This is a genomic window from Acinetobacter johnsonii, from assembly GCF_048551975.1.
GTDB lineage: Bacteria > Pseudomonadota > Gammaproteobacteria > Pseudomonadales > Moraxellaceae > Acinetobacter > Acinetobacter johnsonii_A.
Map to the genome: position 1 here is coordinate 34,142 of NZ_JBIMCF010000018.1, position 19,191 is coordinate 53,332.

General features: G+C 40.1%; 16 protein-coding genes and 1 pseudogene. 3 read left to right on the forward strand and 14 right to left on the reverse strand.

The features are described from left to right. Positions 1-13 precede the first annotated feature (13 nt). From filE to ACG9ZB_RS12795, 5 genes are all read right to left on the reverse strand, one after another. Complete coding sequence (filE, locus tag ACG9ZB_RS12775; protein WP_419326119.1) at positions 14-1,231, reverse strand: putative pilus assembly protein FilE; 1,218 nt, start codon at positions 1,229-1,231, stop codon at positions 14-16. 29 nt (positions 1,232-1,260) lie between these two features. Further along, on the reverse strand, positions 1,261-2,925 hold the full coding sequence (locus tag ACG9ZB_RS12780) for an OmpP1/FadL family transporter (protein ID WP_419326120.1): 1,665 nt from the start codon (positions 2,923-2,925) through the stop codon (positions 1,261-1,263). A gap of 13 nt (positions 2,926-2,938) precedes the next feature. Continuing rightward, a complete protein-coding gene (locus ACG9ZB_RS12785) occupies positions 2,939-4,078 on the reverse strand; it encodes a hypothetical protein (RefSeq protein ID WP_419326121.1) in 1,140 nt (379 codons plus the stop codon). A 45-nt stretch (positions 4,079-4,123) separates the two neighbouring features. After that, the gene (locus tag ACG9ZB_RS12790; RefSeq protein WP_004695004.1) at positions 4,124-4,957 is read right to left on the reverse strand and encodes a C39 family peptidase; all 834 of its coding nucleotides are present in this window, start codon (positions 4,955-4,957) and stop codon (positions 4,124-4,126) included. 186 nt (positions 4,958-5,143) lie between these two features. Beyond that, positions 5,144-6,112 carry a DUF6160 family protein gene (locus ACG9ZB_RS12795; protein WP_010325970.1) on the reverse strand — a complete coding sequence of 323 codons (969 nt, stop codon included), beginning with the start codon at positions 6,110-6,112 and terminating at the stop codon, positions 5,144-5,146. A 253-nt stretch (positions 6,113-6,365) separates the two neighbouring features. Here ACG9ZB_RS12795 and pabB point away from each other — a divergent pair, with 253 nt between their 5' ends. After that, entirely contained in the window at positions 6,366-7,715 is a 1,350-nt protein-coding gene (gene pabB, locus ACG9ZB_RS12800; RefSeq protein ID WP_419326122.1) for an aminodeoxychorismate synthase component I, read from the forward strand. A 71-nt stretch (positions 7,716-7,786) separates the two neighbouring features. Here pabB and hisC read toward each other — a convergent pair whose 3' ends face one another. Both hisC and hisD read right to left on the reverse strand, forming a co-directional pair. Beyond that, on the reverse strand, positions 7,787-8,878 hold the full coding sequence (hisC, locus tag ACG9ZB_RS12805; protein WP_419326123.1) for a histidinol-phosphate transaminase: 1,092 nt from the start codon (positions 8,876-8,878) through the stop codon (positions 7,787-7,789). Between the two features lie 175 nt (positions 8,879-9,053). Then, positions 9,054-10,355 carry a histidinol dehydrogenase gene (gene hisD / locus ACG9ZB_RS12810; RefSeq protein ID WP_171304241.1) on the reverse strand — a complete coding sequence of 434 codons (1,302 nt, stop codon included), beginning with the start codon at positions 10,353-10,355 and terminating at the stop codon, positions 9,054-9,056. A 175-nt stretch (positions 10,356-10,530) separates the two neighbouring features. Between hisD and ACG9ZB_RS12815 the strand changes: the two genes are divergently transcribed. After that, positions 10,531-10,875 carry a nuclear transport factor 2 family protein gene (locus ACG9ZB_RS12815; RefSeq protein WP_419326125.1) on the forward strand — a complete coding sequence of 115 codons (345 nt, stop codon included), beginning with the start codon at positions 10,531-10,533 and terminating at the stop codon, positions 10,873-10,875. Between the two features lie 57 nt (positions 10,876-10,932). On the opposite strand, the gene hisG is transcribed toward ACG9ZB_RS12815, so the two are convergent. The 5 genes from hisG to ACG9ZB_RS12840 form a co-directional block, all read right to left on the reverse strand. After that, positions 10,933-11,634: an ATP phosphoribosyltransferase gene (hisG, locus tag ACG9ZB_RS12820; protein ID WP_004984172.1), complete on the reverse strand. Its 702-nt coding sequence runs from the start codon at positions 11,632-11,634 to the stop codon at positions 10,933-10,935. After that, positions 11,631-12,890 carry a UDP-N-acetylglucosamine 1-carboxyvinyltransferase gene (gene murA / locus ACG9ZB_RS12825; protein WP_419326126.1) on the reverse strand — a complete coding sequence of 420 codons (1,260 nt, stop codon included), beginning with the start codon at positions 12,888-12,890 and terminating at the stop codon, positions 11,631-11,633. The genes hisG and murA overlap by 4 nt, the downstream gene beginning before the upstream one ends. Positions 12,891-12,896: 6 nt before the next feature. Further along, complete coding sequence (gene ibaG, locus ACG9ZB_RS12830; protein WP_004695019.1) at positions 12,897-13,148, reverse strand: BolA family iron metabolism protein IbaG; 252 nt, start codon at positions 13,146-13,148, stop codon at positions 12,897-12,899. Between the two features lie 136 nt (positions 13,149-13,284). Next, positions 13,285-13,617, reverse strand: coding sequence for a ribosome hibernation-promoting factor, HPF/YfiA family (gene hpf, locus ACG9ZB_RS12835; RefSeq protein ID WP_004695021.1), 333 nt, complete (start codon positions 13,615-13,617; stop codon positions 13,285-13,287). 171 nt (positions 13,618-13,788) lie between these two features. Beyond that, on the reverse strand, positions 13,789-15,243 hold the full coding sequence (locus tag ACG9ZB_RS12840; protein ID WP_419326127.1) for an RNA polymerase factor sigma-54: 1,455 nt from the start codon (positions 15,241-15,243) through the stop codon (positions 13,789-13,791). Between the two features lie 327 nt (positions 15,244-15,570). Here ACG9ZB_RS12840 and ACG9ZB_RS12845 point away from each other — a divergent pair, with 327 nt between their 5' ends. Then, positions 15,571-16,125 (forward strand): DJ-1/PfpI family protein, encoded by a 555-nt coding sequence (locus ACG9ZB_RS12845; RefSeq protein ID WP_419326128.1) that lies wholly within the window; start codon positions 15,571-15,573, stop codon positions 16,123-16,125. Positions 16,126-16,183: 58 nt separating this feature from the next. Here ACG9ZB_RS12845 and ACG9ZB_RS12850 read toward each other — a convergent pair whose 3' ends face one another. Beyond that, on the reverse strand, positions 16,184-16,495 hold the full coding sequence (locus tag ACG9ZB_RS12850; RefSeq protein ID WP_242760044.1) for an ankyrin repeat domain-containing protein: 312 nt from the start codon (positions 16,493-16,495) through the stop codon (positions 16,184-16,186). 827 nt (positions 16,496-17,322) lie between these two features. Next, a pseudogene (locus ACG9ZB_RS12855) lies at positions 17,323-18,672 on the reverse strand (MFS transporter). Positions 18,673-19,191 lie beyond the last annotated feature (519 nt).

Here is a 19,191-nt window from a genome sequence, read left to right on the forward strand (position 1 = left end):
ACTCTATTTATTTTTAGCGAATTGCGATTAATTTTAACTGACCGTGATTGGTTAGAACTTTATGTTCGACATCTACAGCGGAAGAGAGTGGTGTTAACAATAAATAATGACTTTGCTCAGGTACATGTAAAATACCTGCGATCATTTCATGCGATAGCATGGAGGGTGAGTTTTCATCATTTTTAAACCCTCCTACTCCTTCAAGCACACAGGCATTTTGGTCTAAGAACACAGCAAAAGGCCAATAAAATGTGGGATCATTTTGTGTAGATGCATACGAATTTAATTGAATATTTTGAATATTGCTGTCCACTTTGATGATTTCAAATTCAAAATTTTCTTTTATCGGCTTTTTCGGCCAAACATTAATATCGTGATTGGCTTGTAAGCTTTTTGCTTTTTTCAGTTTTTTATCCTTAAAACAAGTTTGTCCTAAGCTAGCGATCGTGTCTTGTTGTGACATTCGGTAATAGGTCGATGCTAAGGCAATCGGTGCTAAATTGTCTTTTTGCTTGGGTTTAAACATAGCGTTAAGGACAGATTTACTCACTCCTTTTTCTCGTTCAATGACCTGAAAACGAGTCGCTCCAGTTTTATGATCAATCACTCCTTCAGGCATGGTATAAAAACGACGTTTGCCTTCTAAGTTAAATTCACGGTCTTCTAAATATTCGTTGCGAACGTAATCAGTTCCATCCATTTGATTAAACATGCTTGAGGATGCAGTTGATTTCTCTGCACTTACCGAATCCGTATGAGTTATGCTTTTGGGCGTTGATGCAGGCTTAATGGTTTGAGTACTACCCACTTCGGCTTGTGATATCTGCTGAGTGGTTTCAATCACTTTTTGTTGAACCAGCGCCTTAGTTTTAGTTTTGTTTAATGGACGCTCAGCCTGAATCACTGTAGAAGAAGTGACTTGCTTCTCAGCAGAAAGTTTCTTTTTTGGCGCAGGCTTTGTATCTGGTAAATGTGCCTTCATTTCGGTTACAGGCTGTATCGGCTGTGTTGCAAATTCCTGAGCGGGCATTAGTACTGGTACTCTGACCTCAGAGACTTCACGCGTTCCCTTTTCTTCCTGCTTACGGCCCGGTTTCACTTGCTTTTCTGGGGACTCACTGGCTTTGCCTTGTACCACCATCGGTCTACCATCTGGACCAATAATCGTAAAAAACTCTCCCGCAAAACTTGCATTCGAAATCCAACCCAATAAGCATATTGATGAGGGCAATAAAATCCTTTTTATTGTATTCAATGTGCTTACCACCGTGTTCTATAATTCAACCCTAAAATCGTAATGGTTGTATCTGTTTTTACATTTAAACCTGCATATGGGTTTAATAAAATGTTATTTACCCCAGTTTGGTTCGCTAAGCTACTAGAATTTGCAGGAATTTTATCTCGGCTTTGCAAAAAACCAATCGATAGATCTAAATCAGTATCTGCATCAAAACGATAACCAACACCTAAACCAAACAAGCGTGCATTGTTAATCGGTACCATCGTATTCCGTTTATCATCAGGGATCGCACTGGTGCGTGGCTCATAGCCTGCACGGAGTTTTAACCGATCTGTTGCTGAATATTCAATCCCAATACCGTAGTTCCACGGTGACTCAAAAGCCAAAGGTAAAGCCAAACTACTATCTGAAATATTGGCTGAAAGCAATTTTGCAATTTTGAGCGCAGAAACTTGACGGTCAAATTCAAATTTAAATTTTTCCCATGCTTTATAGTCGGTCCACCCCACATCAACATTGACTTGTAAATCGGGTAAAAGTTTATATTTAATCCCTGCTTGGAAATGTGCCGGATATTCTAAATCCATCGATACTAGCCCCGACTCACTGGCTGGCACAGAACTTGGGAAACCTAAAACAGCAGCCAGAATCTGCCCTGTTGGGGATGACATCAGCCCCTTAATGAGTTCTTGTGGTGCTTTAGCATTGTCTATGTGATATTTACCTTTCATCCGCATTTTGGCAGCACTTTGGTAGACCACACCAAAACTAAAATCTTCTGTCGGCTCCCACAGTACACCTAAGTTATAGCTTGGACTCAGTGACTGTTCTGCTGAAAGTTCGAGCTGACCAAAACGCCCAAAAGGATTCATCCCCTCTTCGGCATTACACATCCCCAGCAAGAGAATATCGGTAATCACATCTGAGTTTTCTTTAAACGGGGTACAAACGACATCATCAATCATACGCAGCATCCCAATTAACTCATTGGGAAAACGTAGATCATTTTTTAATGCTAATGCTTGATAAGACATCCCAATTGAACCGCCAATGGAAAGCTGATCATTGATTTGGTAGGCCATGGACGGTGATAAATAGGTGATCCGCTCTAGCGCAACTTGTTGCCCCATAAAATTGCCAGGATTGCCATCTTCCGCACCGAATCCTGCAATTAATGGCGCATACATAGCTGTTGCAAACGTCATTTTAGAGCCAGGCGGATTATATGCTATACCCGCGGTCGGGGCAGCCACAGGCATACCTTTACCCAAGTCCACCATTTTCTTTAAACCAGGGACATATAAGCTCGGGTATTCAACATCACCGCGGACAGGCCCTTTAAAGTCGGTACAGATATCGGCATCAACTTCAGGCCCATCATTACAAACAATTGGGTCATCTGAATAGCCAAATACGTTATAACCTGCGGGAACTGAGAACTCGCGCTCGATATTAAAATCAGCGAGAATACCCTGCACATCCGTTTGCAAACCTTCAATTTTGGTCAGTGCTGCTGGGTTAAAGTGAATGGCACTGATTCCAGGTGGATCAGCAGTGACTGCATTGCCCATAGCCAAAGAGCGAATATCAACTGATAAGTTTTGCCCTAAAGCAGCAAAGGTGACACTAGAATAGCCCGTTAATAATATGGCAGACACCAAAGGGCTAAGTCGGATATTTTTCATACGACTCCCCCTATTATTTAAGCTTTTTTCCAAAACCAAGAATATCTAGCGGGAAAGACAACCCTAATGAGACATCAGGTGCATCTTCTGTTAAACCAAGGCCAACCGTCCCATTCACAATTGTTTCAGGTGAAACGCGTACACCTAATGAAATCGCAAAAGTTGAACTGGTTTGATCTGCTGGAGAGTAACGTTCCCCTGAGCTGTAGGTAAATTCAGCCCCAGTATTGAAACTTTGTTGGTATGACATTGTCATTGAGACATCATAGTTAAAGGAATAGGCAAAACCGAAGGCAAAACCACCACTAATCCCTGGTTCAAACGCTTCAATCACACGGCTACCACGGCGCTGATCTAAGCCCGATTCTTTGAAACCATAGTTCGCAGAGACCGATGCAAACAGCACCACGGGATCAATATATTTACGCGTACTTGCCCCAACTCCTGCTGAATAATATCCCTTGCCTGTTGCTAAGTCTGAAGTGGCATTAATTTCATAAGGGCTATCGCCAGTTTTGGTAGAAACGTTACCAAATAAAATCAATGGCAAACGGCCAGCTTTGAGTGGAAAAGGTTCCCAACGAGCACCAAAGGAAATGTCCCCAAGACCTGCTGTAGAGGTGTCTTTTAATAAGTCAGTTTTGGCAACCAAAGGCAATGATGCCGTTAACGTTAAGTTATCTCTTAAACCATATTGTGCCGTAAAAGTATTGGTTAAACTGTGCGTTGCATTTTCTTGTACCCGCAGTTGATAGAGCTGACCTTGTGCCATCTCTAAATCAAGTTGAGTATCTCGGTAATAGGTATAATCGATGTCGTAATAAGATGAAATCTCACCTTGTTTAATCAATGAATACTGACGTTCATTTGAGGTAAAAACTTCTTCTAAGTTGGTCTCTTTAGTTGCATCACCCTCTTGCTGTTGCAATGCAGAAGATGCTGCTTGCTCAACACTTCCAGTGTTTACAGCTGCTGGCTTTTCTGGTTGCGCAGGCACAGTAGGTTGATCAGATCCGACTTGTGCTTGTTCTGTCACAGTTTCATCGACTGTTTCATAACCGCCTAAGCTCGGTTCTTCCGCAGCATAGGCCACCCCAAGAATCATCTGCACACTCACTGCGAGCAGTGTTTTATTCATCCATGTCTTCATCATTGTCCCTTATCCACACCATTGTTCTTGTTTTATTTTTTTCACACTTTATTTGTTTTTATAATAAAGCCTGAGAAAATTGTACGTCGGCTGTCCATAGTATTCCGACTCTTTATTTTTATTACGCTCTAGGCGAATTGTAGATGCACGATCGGCTATTTTTTCCATATAGTGTTGCGGATATTGAATATCGACGAGTGCGTAGCGATTGACCGTAGCATCATCTACATGTCGCAGATCGGCTTCCTGTAAAGCCAACATATTTTTACGCATTTCAGTCGGAACATTAATTAAAAACAACGTGTTATTTTCCCAAACATCCTTGAAACGTTGTTCATCAAAACTAATATTTCCTAAGGCAGGATCGGCAACATAGACCCGTCCATCTTTATAGCCCTTATACACCACAAAATGTTTAAAGCCAGCATAGGAGATTGGAACAATGGCAGGTTGACCTTGCTTAACCAAATCTTCAAATTCCCCCTTGTAGCCTCCACTTTCTAAACCAAGTGCAGTCACAAAGCGTTTCATGTCCAATAAAGAAAAACTACGACGCTCAATAATTCGCTCATATTCGCCATAGCGAAGCAAGCCATCCATGGTTTGTTGTTCTGTAAGTTGAGCGCCGACATAGCCATTGATTAAGGTGGTCAGTGCTGCTGAACCACAACTATAGTCATAAGCTTGACGGACAATGCCTCGAAATTGGTCTTCTACAGCAGGGTTAATTAGGACAGGTTCATGATGCATTCTGGTAAAAGATGCATTTCGAGAGTCTAAAACTTCAGTATAGTAAACCGCTTCCGCTGGTTTTTTCTTAATATCAAAGGCTTCGGTGGCAAAGTAATACATCATTGCTGAGCCCAATGCGATCTCTAACATAGCTTTTTACTTTTTTTAATAATATAGGCATCCCGCCCATTTTTTGTTTTTAGAGTTAATGCTCTATATCCATACATTCAAGAAGATACTGTGTTTTATCTAAAAAAAATAGTGTTTTTTGCATTTTTTATGAATATATTTTGGAAAAAAAGCGCGTGAATTCACGCGCTTTCTTGAAGTCTAATTTTAGTGCCCCGAAATGGTAATCACAGCACCTGGCATGTATACACCAGCAGCTGGGCTAAAGTAAGTTTGCATACCTTGAACTTCGACATCACCAATAGATGCAGCATTACGGCTACCCAAATGTACACCTTTAACATAAGTGTCGTGCGCACCACTTGTGCTAATCATACGAATATAGCCCTTATTCGCACCCTCTTCACCAATCACACTAATTTTTTGATTCAGTGTTAAATCTAGAGAATTTGCATCTGCAACTTTAATGCTTTCCACAAAGATTTCGCCTGCAGCACGCGTTCCTGTTTTAGTTGAATTATCTAAGATACCGAGATCTTTAATTTCTAAACCACCAACCATAGTCGCACTTAATTGGATCATTGCGCCTTGCGGTGCAGCACCTAGTTGGATGTTTGCAGACATTGGACCTGTTTTCAGTGATAAACCACTTAAAATCGGATTCACCGTACCTGTACCACCACGACGGATAGAGGTTGCACCAGTTGCAGGCATATCAGCTGAAGCCACGACACCAATTTGACCAATATTAATATCTAGGCCTGAAACTTGAGCTGCAACATTAATAAATGCATTACCACTGTTTGCATCTGTGTCAATTTGCAAGTCAGCTAAGTTACGAGAAGGAAGTAAATATGCCCCAGCTTTATCATAGTTTGCACCAATGACAATACCGTTAACTTTATTTACATGCGCTGTACCATCAGCATTATCTTTCCCATTACCTTGAATCACAATAGCACCAGCCTTAGCAGTACCACCATTTGCAGTAGCTAAACCATCATTATCGTGAATAAAGACTTTACCGATTTCGACCTTAGAAATACCAATCCCAATACTAATGCCATCTTGACCTGTAGCGGCACTAAGCGAAGCGTCATCCATTGCTTGCATTGCCATTGCATTTGCACTGATTGCCATTGAAGAAACTAAAGCAAGTTTAGTAATAATTTTCATCGCGTTCCTCTCCTAAGAGCTTTATTTTTGTGATATCGATCACTCGGTGTTAGTTACTGTTTTTTTATTTTGTCGCAGTATTAACACCTATCCTTGAGTGACTTTATTGCCTGAACTAAGTTATATGCGAGTGATTTTTTGATCAACTACTGTTGGTCGCAATCCATAGCTTACCGATAAACGGTATTTCCTCTATGCGTACACCTACAATGAGGTAAAATAGCCTGAATTTTTTAATCCTATTTGCGTTAGCATGACTCTAAGCCAATCATTTAAAAAGATAATTTGTGATTCAAGCCTCTCTGTATCTCATATACTACAGGCATTGAATGAGCTCACACAGTTAGTCTATTTACAAAATGTCGATGCACCTGTCATTGCTTTTTTACCCGAGCGTTATCAAGTTTTTCAAAAAAACCAGCACTTTTTCTTTCAACGCACACGGGATTTTTGTTATATCCGTGATGATGAAGAAATAGACATTTCCAGTAATATTCAGCCAAGCTCAGAACAAAAAGAAGCATCTTTTAGTGGCGGACTCATTGGATTCGTCAGTTATGATTATGCCGCCCAGCAACACGTTCCGGTTCAAATTAAGTCACAGCCAAGCCTATTTTTAGGTTTATACAGCAGTTATCTACAATGGACTGATGCAGGCTGGCTATTTTGCAGTAGTGATTCACAAGCAGAACGCATTTATCGCAAAATTGAATCGTATTTATTACAGCCATCTGCCTTAACCCATCCACTCCAACTCAAGTCGATCTGCCAAGCACGCTGGACTGAAACCCAATACAAACAAGCCTTTCAGCAAGTACAGGAATACATCAAAGCTGGGGATTGCTATCAAATCAATCTGACACAAGAGTTCACTGCCAAGGCACACGGTCAACTCCTAAGTGCAGTCGAAGCATTTTGGCAATTGACCAATGCACCTTACTCAGGCTATCTCCGTAGCGATGATTTTGAACTCTTAAGTTGTTCGCCCGAGTTGTTTATTGATTTTCAAACCCATCGTAAAATCATCACTAAGCCGATTAAAGGCACCATGCCGCGCTATGCAGATCCAGTCTTAGATGAACAATCTAAACAACGCTTAATGGCTTCGGAAAAAGATCAAGCTGAAAATGTAATGATTGTTGATCTACTGCGTAATGACTTGAGTGTTTATGCAGAAACAGGCTCAGTCAAAACACCTAAACTGTTTAATATTGAAAGCTTTAATCAAGTCCATCATATGGTCAGCGAAGTCGAAGCAACACTGAAAGCAGAAGTTCATCCCTTTCATGTGCTGCTCTCTGCGCTACCTGGCGGGTCTATTACAGGTGCACCTAAAATTCGAGCAATGCAGATTATTGAAGAACTCGAAGGTGCACCACGCGGAGCGTACTGTGGCTCAATGGGTTATTTTAATTTCGATGGTACGGGTTCTTGGAACATTCTGATTCGTTCTATTCAAAAATTCCAAGATGATATTTCGCTTTGGGCTGGCGGTGGAATCACTATTGCATCAGAGTATGAGGCTGAATACCAAGAATGCTTTGACAAGGTCTCAGCACTGCTTAATTTACTCAATACCTTTTTACAAACGGACACTGAATAGCCTCCAAAATAAAAAAGTGAACCTTCATATTAATGAACGTTCACTTTTCAAAGATCACAACTGTTGAAAGTTTATTTTAAAATATCATTTTTCAATGTATCGACTAAACGTTGATTTTGTTCATCAGTTCCAACCGTGATACGTAAAAACTGGTTAATACGCGGTTTATTGAAATAACGCACAATAATGCCTTGTTCACGTAATTCAGCCGCTAATTCACCCGCATCTTTGCTAGGCAATGATGCAAAGATAAAGTTGGCACTTGATGGTAAAACGTTAAAGCCCAGTGCGGTCAATTGTTCAACCAAATGTTCACGGCTTTGAATCACTTTTTGATTTTGTGCTTCGAAATAAGCTTGATCTTCAAATGAAGCGACTGCAGCAGCTATCGCAAAACGGTCCATCGGATAAGAGTTAAAACTATTCTTCACCGCTTCAAGTGCCGCAATCAAATGCGGTTGAGCAATCGCAAAACCAACCCGTAAACCCGCCAGTGAGCGAGACTTAGACGTGGTTTGGCACACCACCAAGTTCTCATATTTTTCCACCAAACTGACTGCCGATTCAGCACCAAAGTCTACATAAGCCTCATCTATCACCACCACTGAATTTGGATTGGCCTGAAGCACTTCCTCAATTGCTGCCAAACCAATATCTATACTGGTTGGCGCATTTGGATTGGTGATAATTATGCCGCCATTAGCTTGTTTATAGTCATCCACCACAATTTCAAAGTCATCATTGAGTGGCAAAATTTTGGTTTTGACCCCAAAGAATTGGCTATAAACAGGATAGAAGCTATAGGTAATATCGGGGTAAAGTATAGGCAGCTCTTGCACAAAAAATGCTTTAAAAATATGTGCTAAGACTTCATCTGAACCATTGCCAACAAAGACATTTTCAACCACAACATTTTGTTGTTTCGCAATCGCCTGCTTTAATGCAGCAGCGTCTGGATCTGGATATAAACGCAGTACATCTGCTGAGTTTACCAAGACTGCTTGAACAGCCTCCACCACTTTTGGTGAGGGTGGATATGGATTTTCATTGGTATTGAGCTTCAATAAATTTTGAATTTTCGGTTGTTCGCCTGGTACATACGGTTCTAATTCACGTACTTCAGGACTCCAAAAACGCATTTGTTCTGTAGTAATGTTAAACATTGTCTATCTCATTTATGCACTCAACTTACTTTTATATAAGCCCTCTCCTTCTAGGAGAGGGTTTGGGAGAGGTTTATGATGTCCCAAACTGAATTAAAATATTTTCCCCTCTCCTAACCCCTCCCATAGGGAGAGGAACGTTCATTACTGAAAAAATGAGGGATCTAAATTTATATTATTGATAACGATAACGTGCCGAACGCGCATGTGCATCTAAGTTTTCTTGTTGCGCTAATATATCTGCGGTTTTCGCCAAAGTTTTCACACCTTGCTCAGAGCACATAATCAAACTTGAACGCTTTTGGAAATCGTATACACCCAGCGGCGAAGAAAAGCGTGCCGTACCCGAGGTAGGTAACACGTGGTTCGGGCCTGCACAATAATCACCAATCGCTTCAGGGGTATATCTCCCCATAAAAATCGCACCGGCATGGCGAATATCTTCGGCCATTTCCTGCGCTTCGTCTAGGCACAGTTCTAAATGCTCAGGCGCAACCTGATTAATCAGCTCAACTGCTTCAGCGCGGTCTTTCACAAGTACTAAGGCGCCACGATTGGCAATTGAAGTACGCGCAATCTCCGCTTTAGGTAAAGCTTGTAAATGCGCTTCAATAGCTAGTTCTACTTCATTTAACAGCTGTTCATCCGGTGTGATAAACACTGCTTGTGCCACAGTATCGTGTTCAGCTTGGGACAATAAATCCATCGCCAGCCATTGTGCGTTATTTACGCCTTCGGCATAGACTAAAATTTCAGACGGCCCTGCAATCATGTCGATACCGACTTGTCCGAATACTGCACGTTTCGCAGCCGCGACAAAACGGTTGCCCGGCCCCGTAATCTTATCCACCGCTGGAATTGTTTCTGTACCATAAGCTAAAGCCGCAACCGCTTGTGCCCCACCAATGGTAAAGACACGGCTGACGCCAGCCAAATAAGCAGCTGCTAACACCAAAGGATTCAACTCACCATTCGGTGCAGGGACGACCATAATAATTTCAGGTACACCCGCCACATGAGCAGGTACAGCATTCATCAGTACAGAAGACGGATAAGATGCCAAACCACCAGGTACATAAATACCAACGCGATCTAAAGGCGTTACTTTTTGCCCAAGTGTGTTCCCTAAGGCATCCACATAGGTCCAGCCTTCTTGTTTTTGCGCTTGGTGAAACTCACGAATGCGGTTTGCAGCAAGCTCTAACGCCTCGCGGACTTCGGTACTCAAACCCTCAAAAGCGGTTTTTAATTGTTCTTGGGTCAGTTCTAAATCTGAGAATTGATGCGCGGGATGTCGATCGAACTGTTGAGTGAGTTTAAGAACATGAGCATTACCATGCTGACGAACATCAGCGATGATTTGATCTACGGTTTTTAAAAGTTCTGGGTCACTCACGGTTTCAAAAGCCAACAAATCAGCAAAGACTTGTTTAAAGTTTTGATCTTGAGTCGATAAACGTCGCATCAATTTATCCACAATGAAAATAAAGGGAAGCTTTAGTTTACCTTGTTTCCTGTATTTTGTGGGCAACAATCCTCCAGCTAAACACGGAGTGTAATGAAAAATTACTTTTAACTTCATCGGGAAATGAATGTGATTATGATTTTTAAACTAGAATTATTAAACTTGACTAAAAAACAGGCAAAACGAGATGACCCTCACGGACATAGCCACCCACTTTTCAACGCGGCAATTTAGCCGAATCCAACAGCATTTTTCACAAACCATTACATGGGAAATTGTGGGTGAACAACGGCTTTCAGGTTTTGATCAAGTGCTGAAGCATTGCCAGTCTATCGAGCATTATTTTACGACGGCCGCGCATGAGTTCCATATTCAAGCAATTCATCAAACGGGTCATCATGTGATTGTTCAAGGTGAAGCGCAATTTCATGACGCCAAGCAGACATCCCGAATTTCTGCTTGTGATGTCTATACTTTTAATACTTTAATTCAACTGGCTCAGATTCAATCCAATAAAAATATTAAAAAATAAGCAGGTACAAAAAACCGCCATCATCGATAGCGGTTTCTTTAAACAAAAAAGATTAACTTATTTGTTTTTTAACGCTTCACGTTCAGCGACTGCTGTTTCTAACTGTGCAAGAATGGGATTTAACAATGCTTGCTTACGTTTGAAACTTGCCTTGTTCACGATCAAACGCGAAGACACTTTACAAATTTCTTCCAAAGGCTCTAAACCATTGGCACGTAAAGTATTCCCAGTATCGACCACGTCAACAATGTAATCACCTAAACCCACCAACGGTGCAAGTTCCATTGAACCATACAACTTAATCACATCGACTTGCTCACCTAAGCTTGCATAGTACTGACGGGTTAAGTTTACGTATTTAGTGGCAATTTTTAAACGCCCTTTGGGACGCTCCATGCCAACTTTGCCCGCGGTCATCAGTTTACATACTGCGATTTTTAGATCGAGCGGTTCATAAACGTTTTGCGCTCCATGTTCCATAAGCACGTCTTTACCCGCAACACCAATATCAGCCGCACCATTCTCCACATAGGTGGGTACGTCAGAAGCACGTAAAATTAAAATACGGACTTGTTTATGGGTGGTTGGGAAAATTAACTTACGTGACTTATCAGGATCTTCCAGTAAGTTAATTCCAGCCGTTTCAAGTAAAGGCAGGGTTTCTTTTAAAATACGACCTTTACTCAATGCCAATGTTAAACCATGATCAAAATTGCCCATTACGTCAAAATTTGGATCATCGTTTCTCATATCGCTCATGAACTTACTCGCTTAATTTGGGCGCCTATACCTTGTAATTTCGCTTCGACATCTTCATAACCGCGGTCAATATGATAGATACGATCAATCAGCGTCTCACCATCCGCAGCTAGCGCAGCTAATACTAGAGAAAAAGAAGCGCGTAAATCTGTTGCCATCACAGGTGCTGCAGAAAGTTTCTCTACACCAGTCACGACAGCATCATTACCTTCGACCTGAATATTGGCACCCATACGTGACAATTCAGGTACGTGCATAAAACGGTTTTCAAAAATCGTTTCAGAAATAGTGGCAAAACCACGACCAATGGCATTAACTGCCATAATCTGTGCTTGCATATCAGTTGGGAAGTCTGGATGTGGAAGCGTTTGGAAACTCACTGCTTTCGGGCGTTTACCCATCATATCAAGTTCGATCCAATCATCACCACGGGTCACTTCCGCGCCCATTTCTTCAAACTTTTCCAAGACCGATTCCATCAAAGTTGGATCCGTATGTGTGGTTTTTACACGACCACCGGTAATGGCCGCAGCAGCCAAATACGAACCTGTTTCAATACGGTCAGCAACTACAGCGTATTCACAGCCATGTAGTTTTTCAACACCTGTGACCACTAAGGTATCAGTATCTAAACCTTCAACTTTTGCACCCATCGCGATCAACATTTTCGCAAGGTCCGTAATTTCAGGTTCACGTGCCGCATTACGAATCGTAGTCACACCTTCTGCCAATGCCGCAGCCATTAAGATATTTTCGGTACCACCCACGGTCACCATATCAAAAACGACTTCACCACCTTTCAGACGGCCGTCGACTTTAGCGTGTACATAACCCGCTTCAACTTCAATCTCTGCACCTAAAGCTTCTAAAGCTTTTAAATGTTGATCGACTGGGCGCGAGCCAATCGCACATCCACCCGGCAAAGACACTTTTGCACTACCATAGCGCGCCACCAATGGGCCCAGCACTAAAATAGATGCACGCATGGTTTTCACCAACTCATAAGGTGCAAACTGATTGTCCAGTGTTGAGGTATCTGCAGTAACCGTGTCGCCTTCGTAGGTCATGGTAATGCCTAGACCACCAATTAACTGCACCAAAGTATTAACATCTTTTAAATGCGGCACGTTGGTAAGCTTGGTTGGGGTTTCAGGCAAAATCATTGCTGCAAGCAACGGCAAGGCAGCATTTTTAGCCCCCGAAATACGGACTTCACCTTCGAGTTTAGTGCCACCTTGAATTAAAAATTTATCCATCTAATTTTAAGCTCCGAATAAGCTTGCTTTACGCCATTCTTCTTTAGTCATTGCACGAATAGTCACCGCATGCACTTCGCCACTTGCGATATAAGAATTTAATGGTGCATAAACAGCTTGCTGACGTGCAACAGGACGTTTGCCTTCGAATTGGTCGTCGACAATACGTAAGTCAAACTTTCCGCCTTGCCCACTAACTGCAACTTCAGCTTCAGGAAAAGCAGCTTTTAAAATTTCAGTGAGCTGTTCACTATTCATCACAAAGACCTCTTATAGGACCAACGGTGTAAAAACCTGCCATTTTACTATAAATCTGAAAAATAAATCATAAACCCGCACACTTTATATATAAAAAAAGAGGTTTTAAAAAACCTCTTTTTGCATAAAAATCAAACTAAATGGCAATCGGTTGGTAAACCTGCTGCATTTTACGGTGCTTATCGAGCTGTCTTTTTAGTTTTTCTGATAATTTTTTAATCGACGTATACATATCATCTGCTGAAGCCTGAGCAAAAAACTCAATGCCTGGTAAACGAATAATTGCTTCTGCAATATGATTGCTACTGCCTTTTTTAGTATGTTTATCGACCTGATGATCCTTGGTTAATTTCACCTGCATACTGTTCACCTGATCAATATGCTTGGTCATTTCTGCAAATTTGCAGCGAATGGTATCTTCAATAGCAGGGGTAATGCTCAAATGATGTCCACGAATTGTTATTTGCATATATCTATCCCTCACCTTCATTAGGATTAATGAGGAAAAGCCAAGACGATTTAATGACTGCAAAATAACCAGCGTGCATAGAAACATCAAATCATTTTAGCCATTCCTTAAAGAAAAAAGAGGTTCATTATGTTGTCATAATGAACCTCTAGAATATTCAGATTTTAAATTTTAGATCAAGACTTTTCGTTCAGAAGATGACGGAATATGTAACGATTCGCGATACTTTGCTACTGTCCGACGCGCTACATCAATTCCATCGTCTTTTAAAAGATTAGCAATTGCGTTATCAGACAAAGGTTTACGTGCATTCTCTTCAGCAATCAATTTTTTAATCTTGGCGCGAATTGCAGTTGAAGATGCTTCACCGCCTGAAGTAGTCCCCACATGGCTAGAAAAGAAATATTTCAACTCGAACAAGCCGCGTGGCGTCAGCATATATTTGTTGGTGGTCACCCGAGATACGGTCGACTCATGCAATTCAACTTCTTCTGCAATATCCCGAAGTACCAAAGGCTTCATCCCTTCAGCACCAATTTCTAAAAATGCACGCTGATGTTCAATGATACAAGTCGCCACTTTCAGTAAAGTTTTATGGCGTTCATCGACACTTTTAATAAAGTTTTTCGCATCCAACATTTGATTACGTAAGTATTGATTATCTTCACTTTGATCAGCACGCTTAATCATATTGGCATAAAACGAGTTTACACGAAGTTTCGGCATCACATCAGGATTTAAAGCCACTTGCCATTGTTCATTTTTCTTCATTACGACGACATCAGGAATTTGATAATCCGAGTCTTTATCTTCAAACTCAAGCCCTGGATGAGCTTTTAGCGTTTTCAATAAATCAACCGCACACTTGAGCTGCTCTTGATTTAAACCTGTTTGTTTGATTAGTTTTGCCAGTTCATTGCTGATCAATAGTTCATAGTTTTTCAGCAGGTTCATGGCATCATTTCGACAAGGAGTCTGCATTGGTAAGGCTTCCAACTGCACCATTAAACACTCTGCAAGATTCCGCGCCCCAACTCCGAGTGGGTCTAAACGCTGAATATGCTTGAGCACCACAACCACTTCGTCATCTTCAACTTCATCGTCATAGTCCATGCTTGTTAAAAGATGTTGAACTGAAGTCGTTATTTCTGAAATATCACTGTCTAAAAAACCTTTATCGTCCAAAGAATCAATAATGCAATAAGCAATCAACTGATCTACTTGCGAAAAATGTAATAGATTGATTTGTTCAAGCATATGCTCTTTTAAGCCCAAGTGACCTTGGCGATTATCTTCTCGCTCTTCAAATTCTGCTGCGCCCAAACTGGTCGGTTGATGTGTATAGACATCATCCCAGTCGGTATCGACCGGTAAATCATCGGGTAAATGGTCGGCGTTGAGTTCGTTGGTCAAATCTTTCTTATCCTGTTCTTGCTCTTGCACACTAGATAAGCTTTCGATAGATGACTGTTCTTCTACTTTTTCTAAGAGTGGATTGCTGTCGAGTTGAATCTGAATTTCCTGTTCAAGTTCAAGGCTCGATAATTGAAGCAATCGAATGGCTTGTTGTAATTGGGGGGTTAGCGACAAAGAGTTCGAAACTTTCAATCCAACCGATAACTTCATAAAACCCTACTCATCAATACAACTATTTTTAAAGCACGCTTTATAAGCAATTTTTGTGCCGTTTTATTTTTTATAGCATAGAAAATTCAAAAAACCTACATTTTTTGAGCAGATTGTTTTTCATTTCCTATCCAGTTTCGAACTTTATAAATGTCTTAATGCATATCAATTATTTAAAAGGATCATTAATACCTTCACACAGTCCAGAATTACACGAAACACTGCATCGGCTACTTTCACTTACTTACAAGAGTCCGTTAAATCAAAACATCAGGATTATTCTGCTTTGTTAAGCTAAAAGCATAGACATTTTTTTAGGTGGTTTACATGACTCAAAAAGTATTGTTCATAACCTCAAATATAGGCGTAGAGCATGATGAGCTAATTCAGCCTCTCCATTTTCTACAGTCCAAAGGCATAGAATGTATTCATGCTGCGATTGAAGCTAGTGAAGTTCGAACTGTTAAAATGGACTCAGAATCGGCAGCAAGTTATCCTCCAGACGTCGATTTGGATCATGTTCATTATGACGACTACGATTTGCTAATTATCCCCGGCGGTGCAGTTAATGCTGATTTATTACGCCACTATTCCAAAGCGCTCGAAATTATTCAAAGTTTTAGCAACCAAGCCAAACCAATAGCTGTGATTTGTCATGCTCCTTGGGTTTTGATTAATGCTGAGCGGGTTCAAGCTAAACATCTGACTTCGCATAAAAATATACGACTCGATCTGGAAAATGCAGGTGCTATATGGGTCGATGAAGCCGTTCACACATGTAATGCAGGTGGTTGGACACTCATCAGTTCACGTAATCCAGAAGATCTTCCTGCTTTTAATCAAGTGATATTGAAAGAACTTGAATCCAATTCGTCCGTTTAAGACTCCATAAAAACAAAAGAGCCTGATATTGAGCAGGCTCTTTTATTCATTATAAAAGTTACAGACTTTTTAAATATTCAATAATTTCCACTTGTTCTGCCATTTCAGCCAGTTGAAGCGCTGTGTACTCACCTTTGTAGTGGACATTCGCACCTTTTTCAACCAGTAGTTTCACCACATCTAGATAGCCATTTTCAGCCGCCGCTTGGAGGGCGCTATAACCTTCATCATCAGTAGAGTTCACATCTACACCATTGACGAGACTTTTTTCTACTTCAGCGAGTTCACCTAAAGACGCCCAATACACCAATTCAGGTAAATGCAGTTCATCATCGTTTTCAGGAATTGGAGAGAATGAGTTGAGTTTCATAATAAGTTACCTAATTAAATCGAATTTCAGACAAAAGTGTAATCCTGATAACTGTTCAGATAACTCTTTTAGAACCTCATGAATCTCACTTAACACTTCATTATCGCTTACGTATGATTCGATGATTTCATCGTTCCCATTATGGACAAGTAAGAAAATCTTAGATTTTGATTCACTTTTCGACTTTTTTGGAGTTTTTCCTTTAACAAGATTACATTTTTTAAAAGTAGATTTTTGATAATCTAAATTTTTATCCATACTAATAGGATATCTAAAAATAGTTGAATTACTATCATATTCTTCTAATTTATTAATTAATATAGGTATTTCTTCAGGAATATCAAACCAGTTATATCTTATTCTACTATCTATAGAATCACGGTTATTTTTTAAAATAATTAAAAAATTTTCAAATAAAGTTTTAATTGAATGGACATTAAATATTTTTTTCTCTTTACCATTTTCAACTAATTTTGGGAAATCATCATTTCCAGTTTTTGATTTTTTAAAACTGATCTTATATATGAGAGTAATTGCTGATTTTAGATATAGTTCAATCGAATGCCTATAAAGATATAGAATTGGTAATTTACCTCCACCGATACCAAAACCATATTTTGTATCTTGATTATCATCTAGTGCCTGTGCCGCATAATAGAAAGAATCCGCTGTTGCCCCCCAATCCTAAATCTGTCTGCAAAGCTAAAGGTTTAAAATAATCCTCGATCATAACTTCAATAATACTTAATATTTATAATCAATAATATACATCTACTAGATAAAAAAAAGCCTCCTTTCGGAGGTTTTTCTTTTTAAGGAATCACAACTTATGCTTTAGCTATAGACGCGTCTTTAAGATCAATCTTATCGCTGTCACTATCATGCATAATCCGTGCAACCGCAATAGCAGTAATCAACACAGGTAAACCCATTGCAATAAAGTTAAAGTGTGCAGGCAAATTCATTCCCAACAAACTACCAATTAAAATTGGTCCAATGATTGCACCCATACGGCCAATCGCAGACGACCACCCAATCCCAGTTGAACGAACAGCAAGCAGATAGTACTGAGCGACATAGCTATAAAGCAGCATTTGCGAACCAATGGATGCAGCACCCGCCAAGAATACTAAAATATATAAAAGGAATTGATTCGATTGGAAGCCCATCAAGCTCCTTACAACAGCACCCATCATGCCCAAGCACATCAGCACAGGTTTCAAATGGAAGCGACCGGCTAAAACCCCTCCCCCCACAATACCAATCACAGCACCAATATTCATCACCATCATAAACATCAAGCTATTGTCCATTGAGTAGCCTGCTGCCATCATTAACTTCGGCAACCAACTGCTTAAAGCATACATCGTCAGTAAGCAAGAGAAGAACGCCACCCAAAACAACAAGGTATTTACCGCACGCCCACGTTTAAATAAGCTCACAACATTTGCAGACTATGGCACATCGAGCTGATGCAACTCAAAAGTTGTATCTTCTTTTACCGTTACTGTTGGTGCTAAACGACGAACAATTTTACGTGCTTCCGCCTGACGGTTTTGTTGCACAATAAGAGTCAAAGACTCGGGAAAAAACTTCCAAATAATAGGTAATAACAACAAAGGAATACCCGCAATAAAGAACATAATTTGCCAACCAAAACTTGGAGTAAACCACGCATCTAGCAATGTAGCCATTACACCACCTACAGCATAACCACTAAACATTGTGGTTACTAAGGTACTATACATTTTTTGTGGTGCATATTCAGATGTCAGCGCGACAAGGTTTGGCATTACTTCACCAATTCCAAGTCCTGCAAGGAAACGTAAAATCGCACATTCCGTTGGATTTGATGCAAAACCACCTGCACAGGTAAGCTCGCTAAAAAGCACAATACAGATCATAATGACTTTTTTTACGGCCAATTTTATCCGCCAAAGAACCAAATATCATTGACCAAACATCATGCCTGCTAAGGCAGTACTGGCAAGCATACCTGCCTGTACAGCACTTAAGCCCCAATCCTCCATTAATAATGGCAATACCACACCATTAATTGCCAAGTCATAACCATCAAATAAAATAATTAGTAAAGACCAAGCAACAACTTGAAAATGGAAACCCGAAAATTTTTCACGATCAATAATATCATTCACATTAACTGCTTTAGCTGACATTATTCACCTCCTATGAGCTATTGTTTCATTGCACTTTAACTAGCGCCCTTCAGTTTTTATAATGTGCTAATTCAGCCCAAATAGAAGTCATTCACCAAAGTAATTTGGTGTTATATCCACACAATTTATAGTGATATAAAAATTCAAAATCAGTCTAAATAATTGATTTAATTCGCATTAAAAATAAATAAAACCAACCATTAACACTTACCTTCCTGATATGAAATAAAATAATAAAGGTCTAAATTTAAATTAGATAAAAATATAGTATTTAGTTGATAGTAAAAATTAACTCATAGTAAAAAAGAAAAATAAGTATAGAAAGATTCATTTAAATAATAATTACGACTATTTAGTTTTTTTATTTAATTACAATATATCTCAATTAGCTGATTCATTCGTATATTACTTAATCTTTTCATCATAAAAAAATCCCCCTCAGCGATTAGCGGAGGGGGATTTAGAATTAATGAGCTGGCGATGACTTACTCTCACATGGATAACTCCACACTACCATCA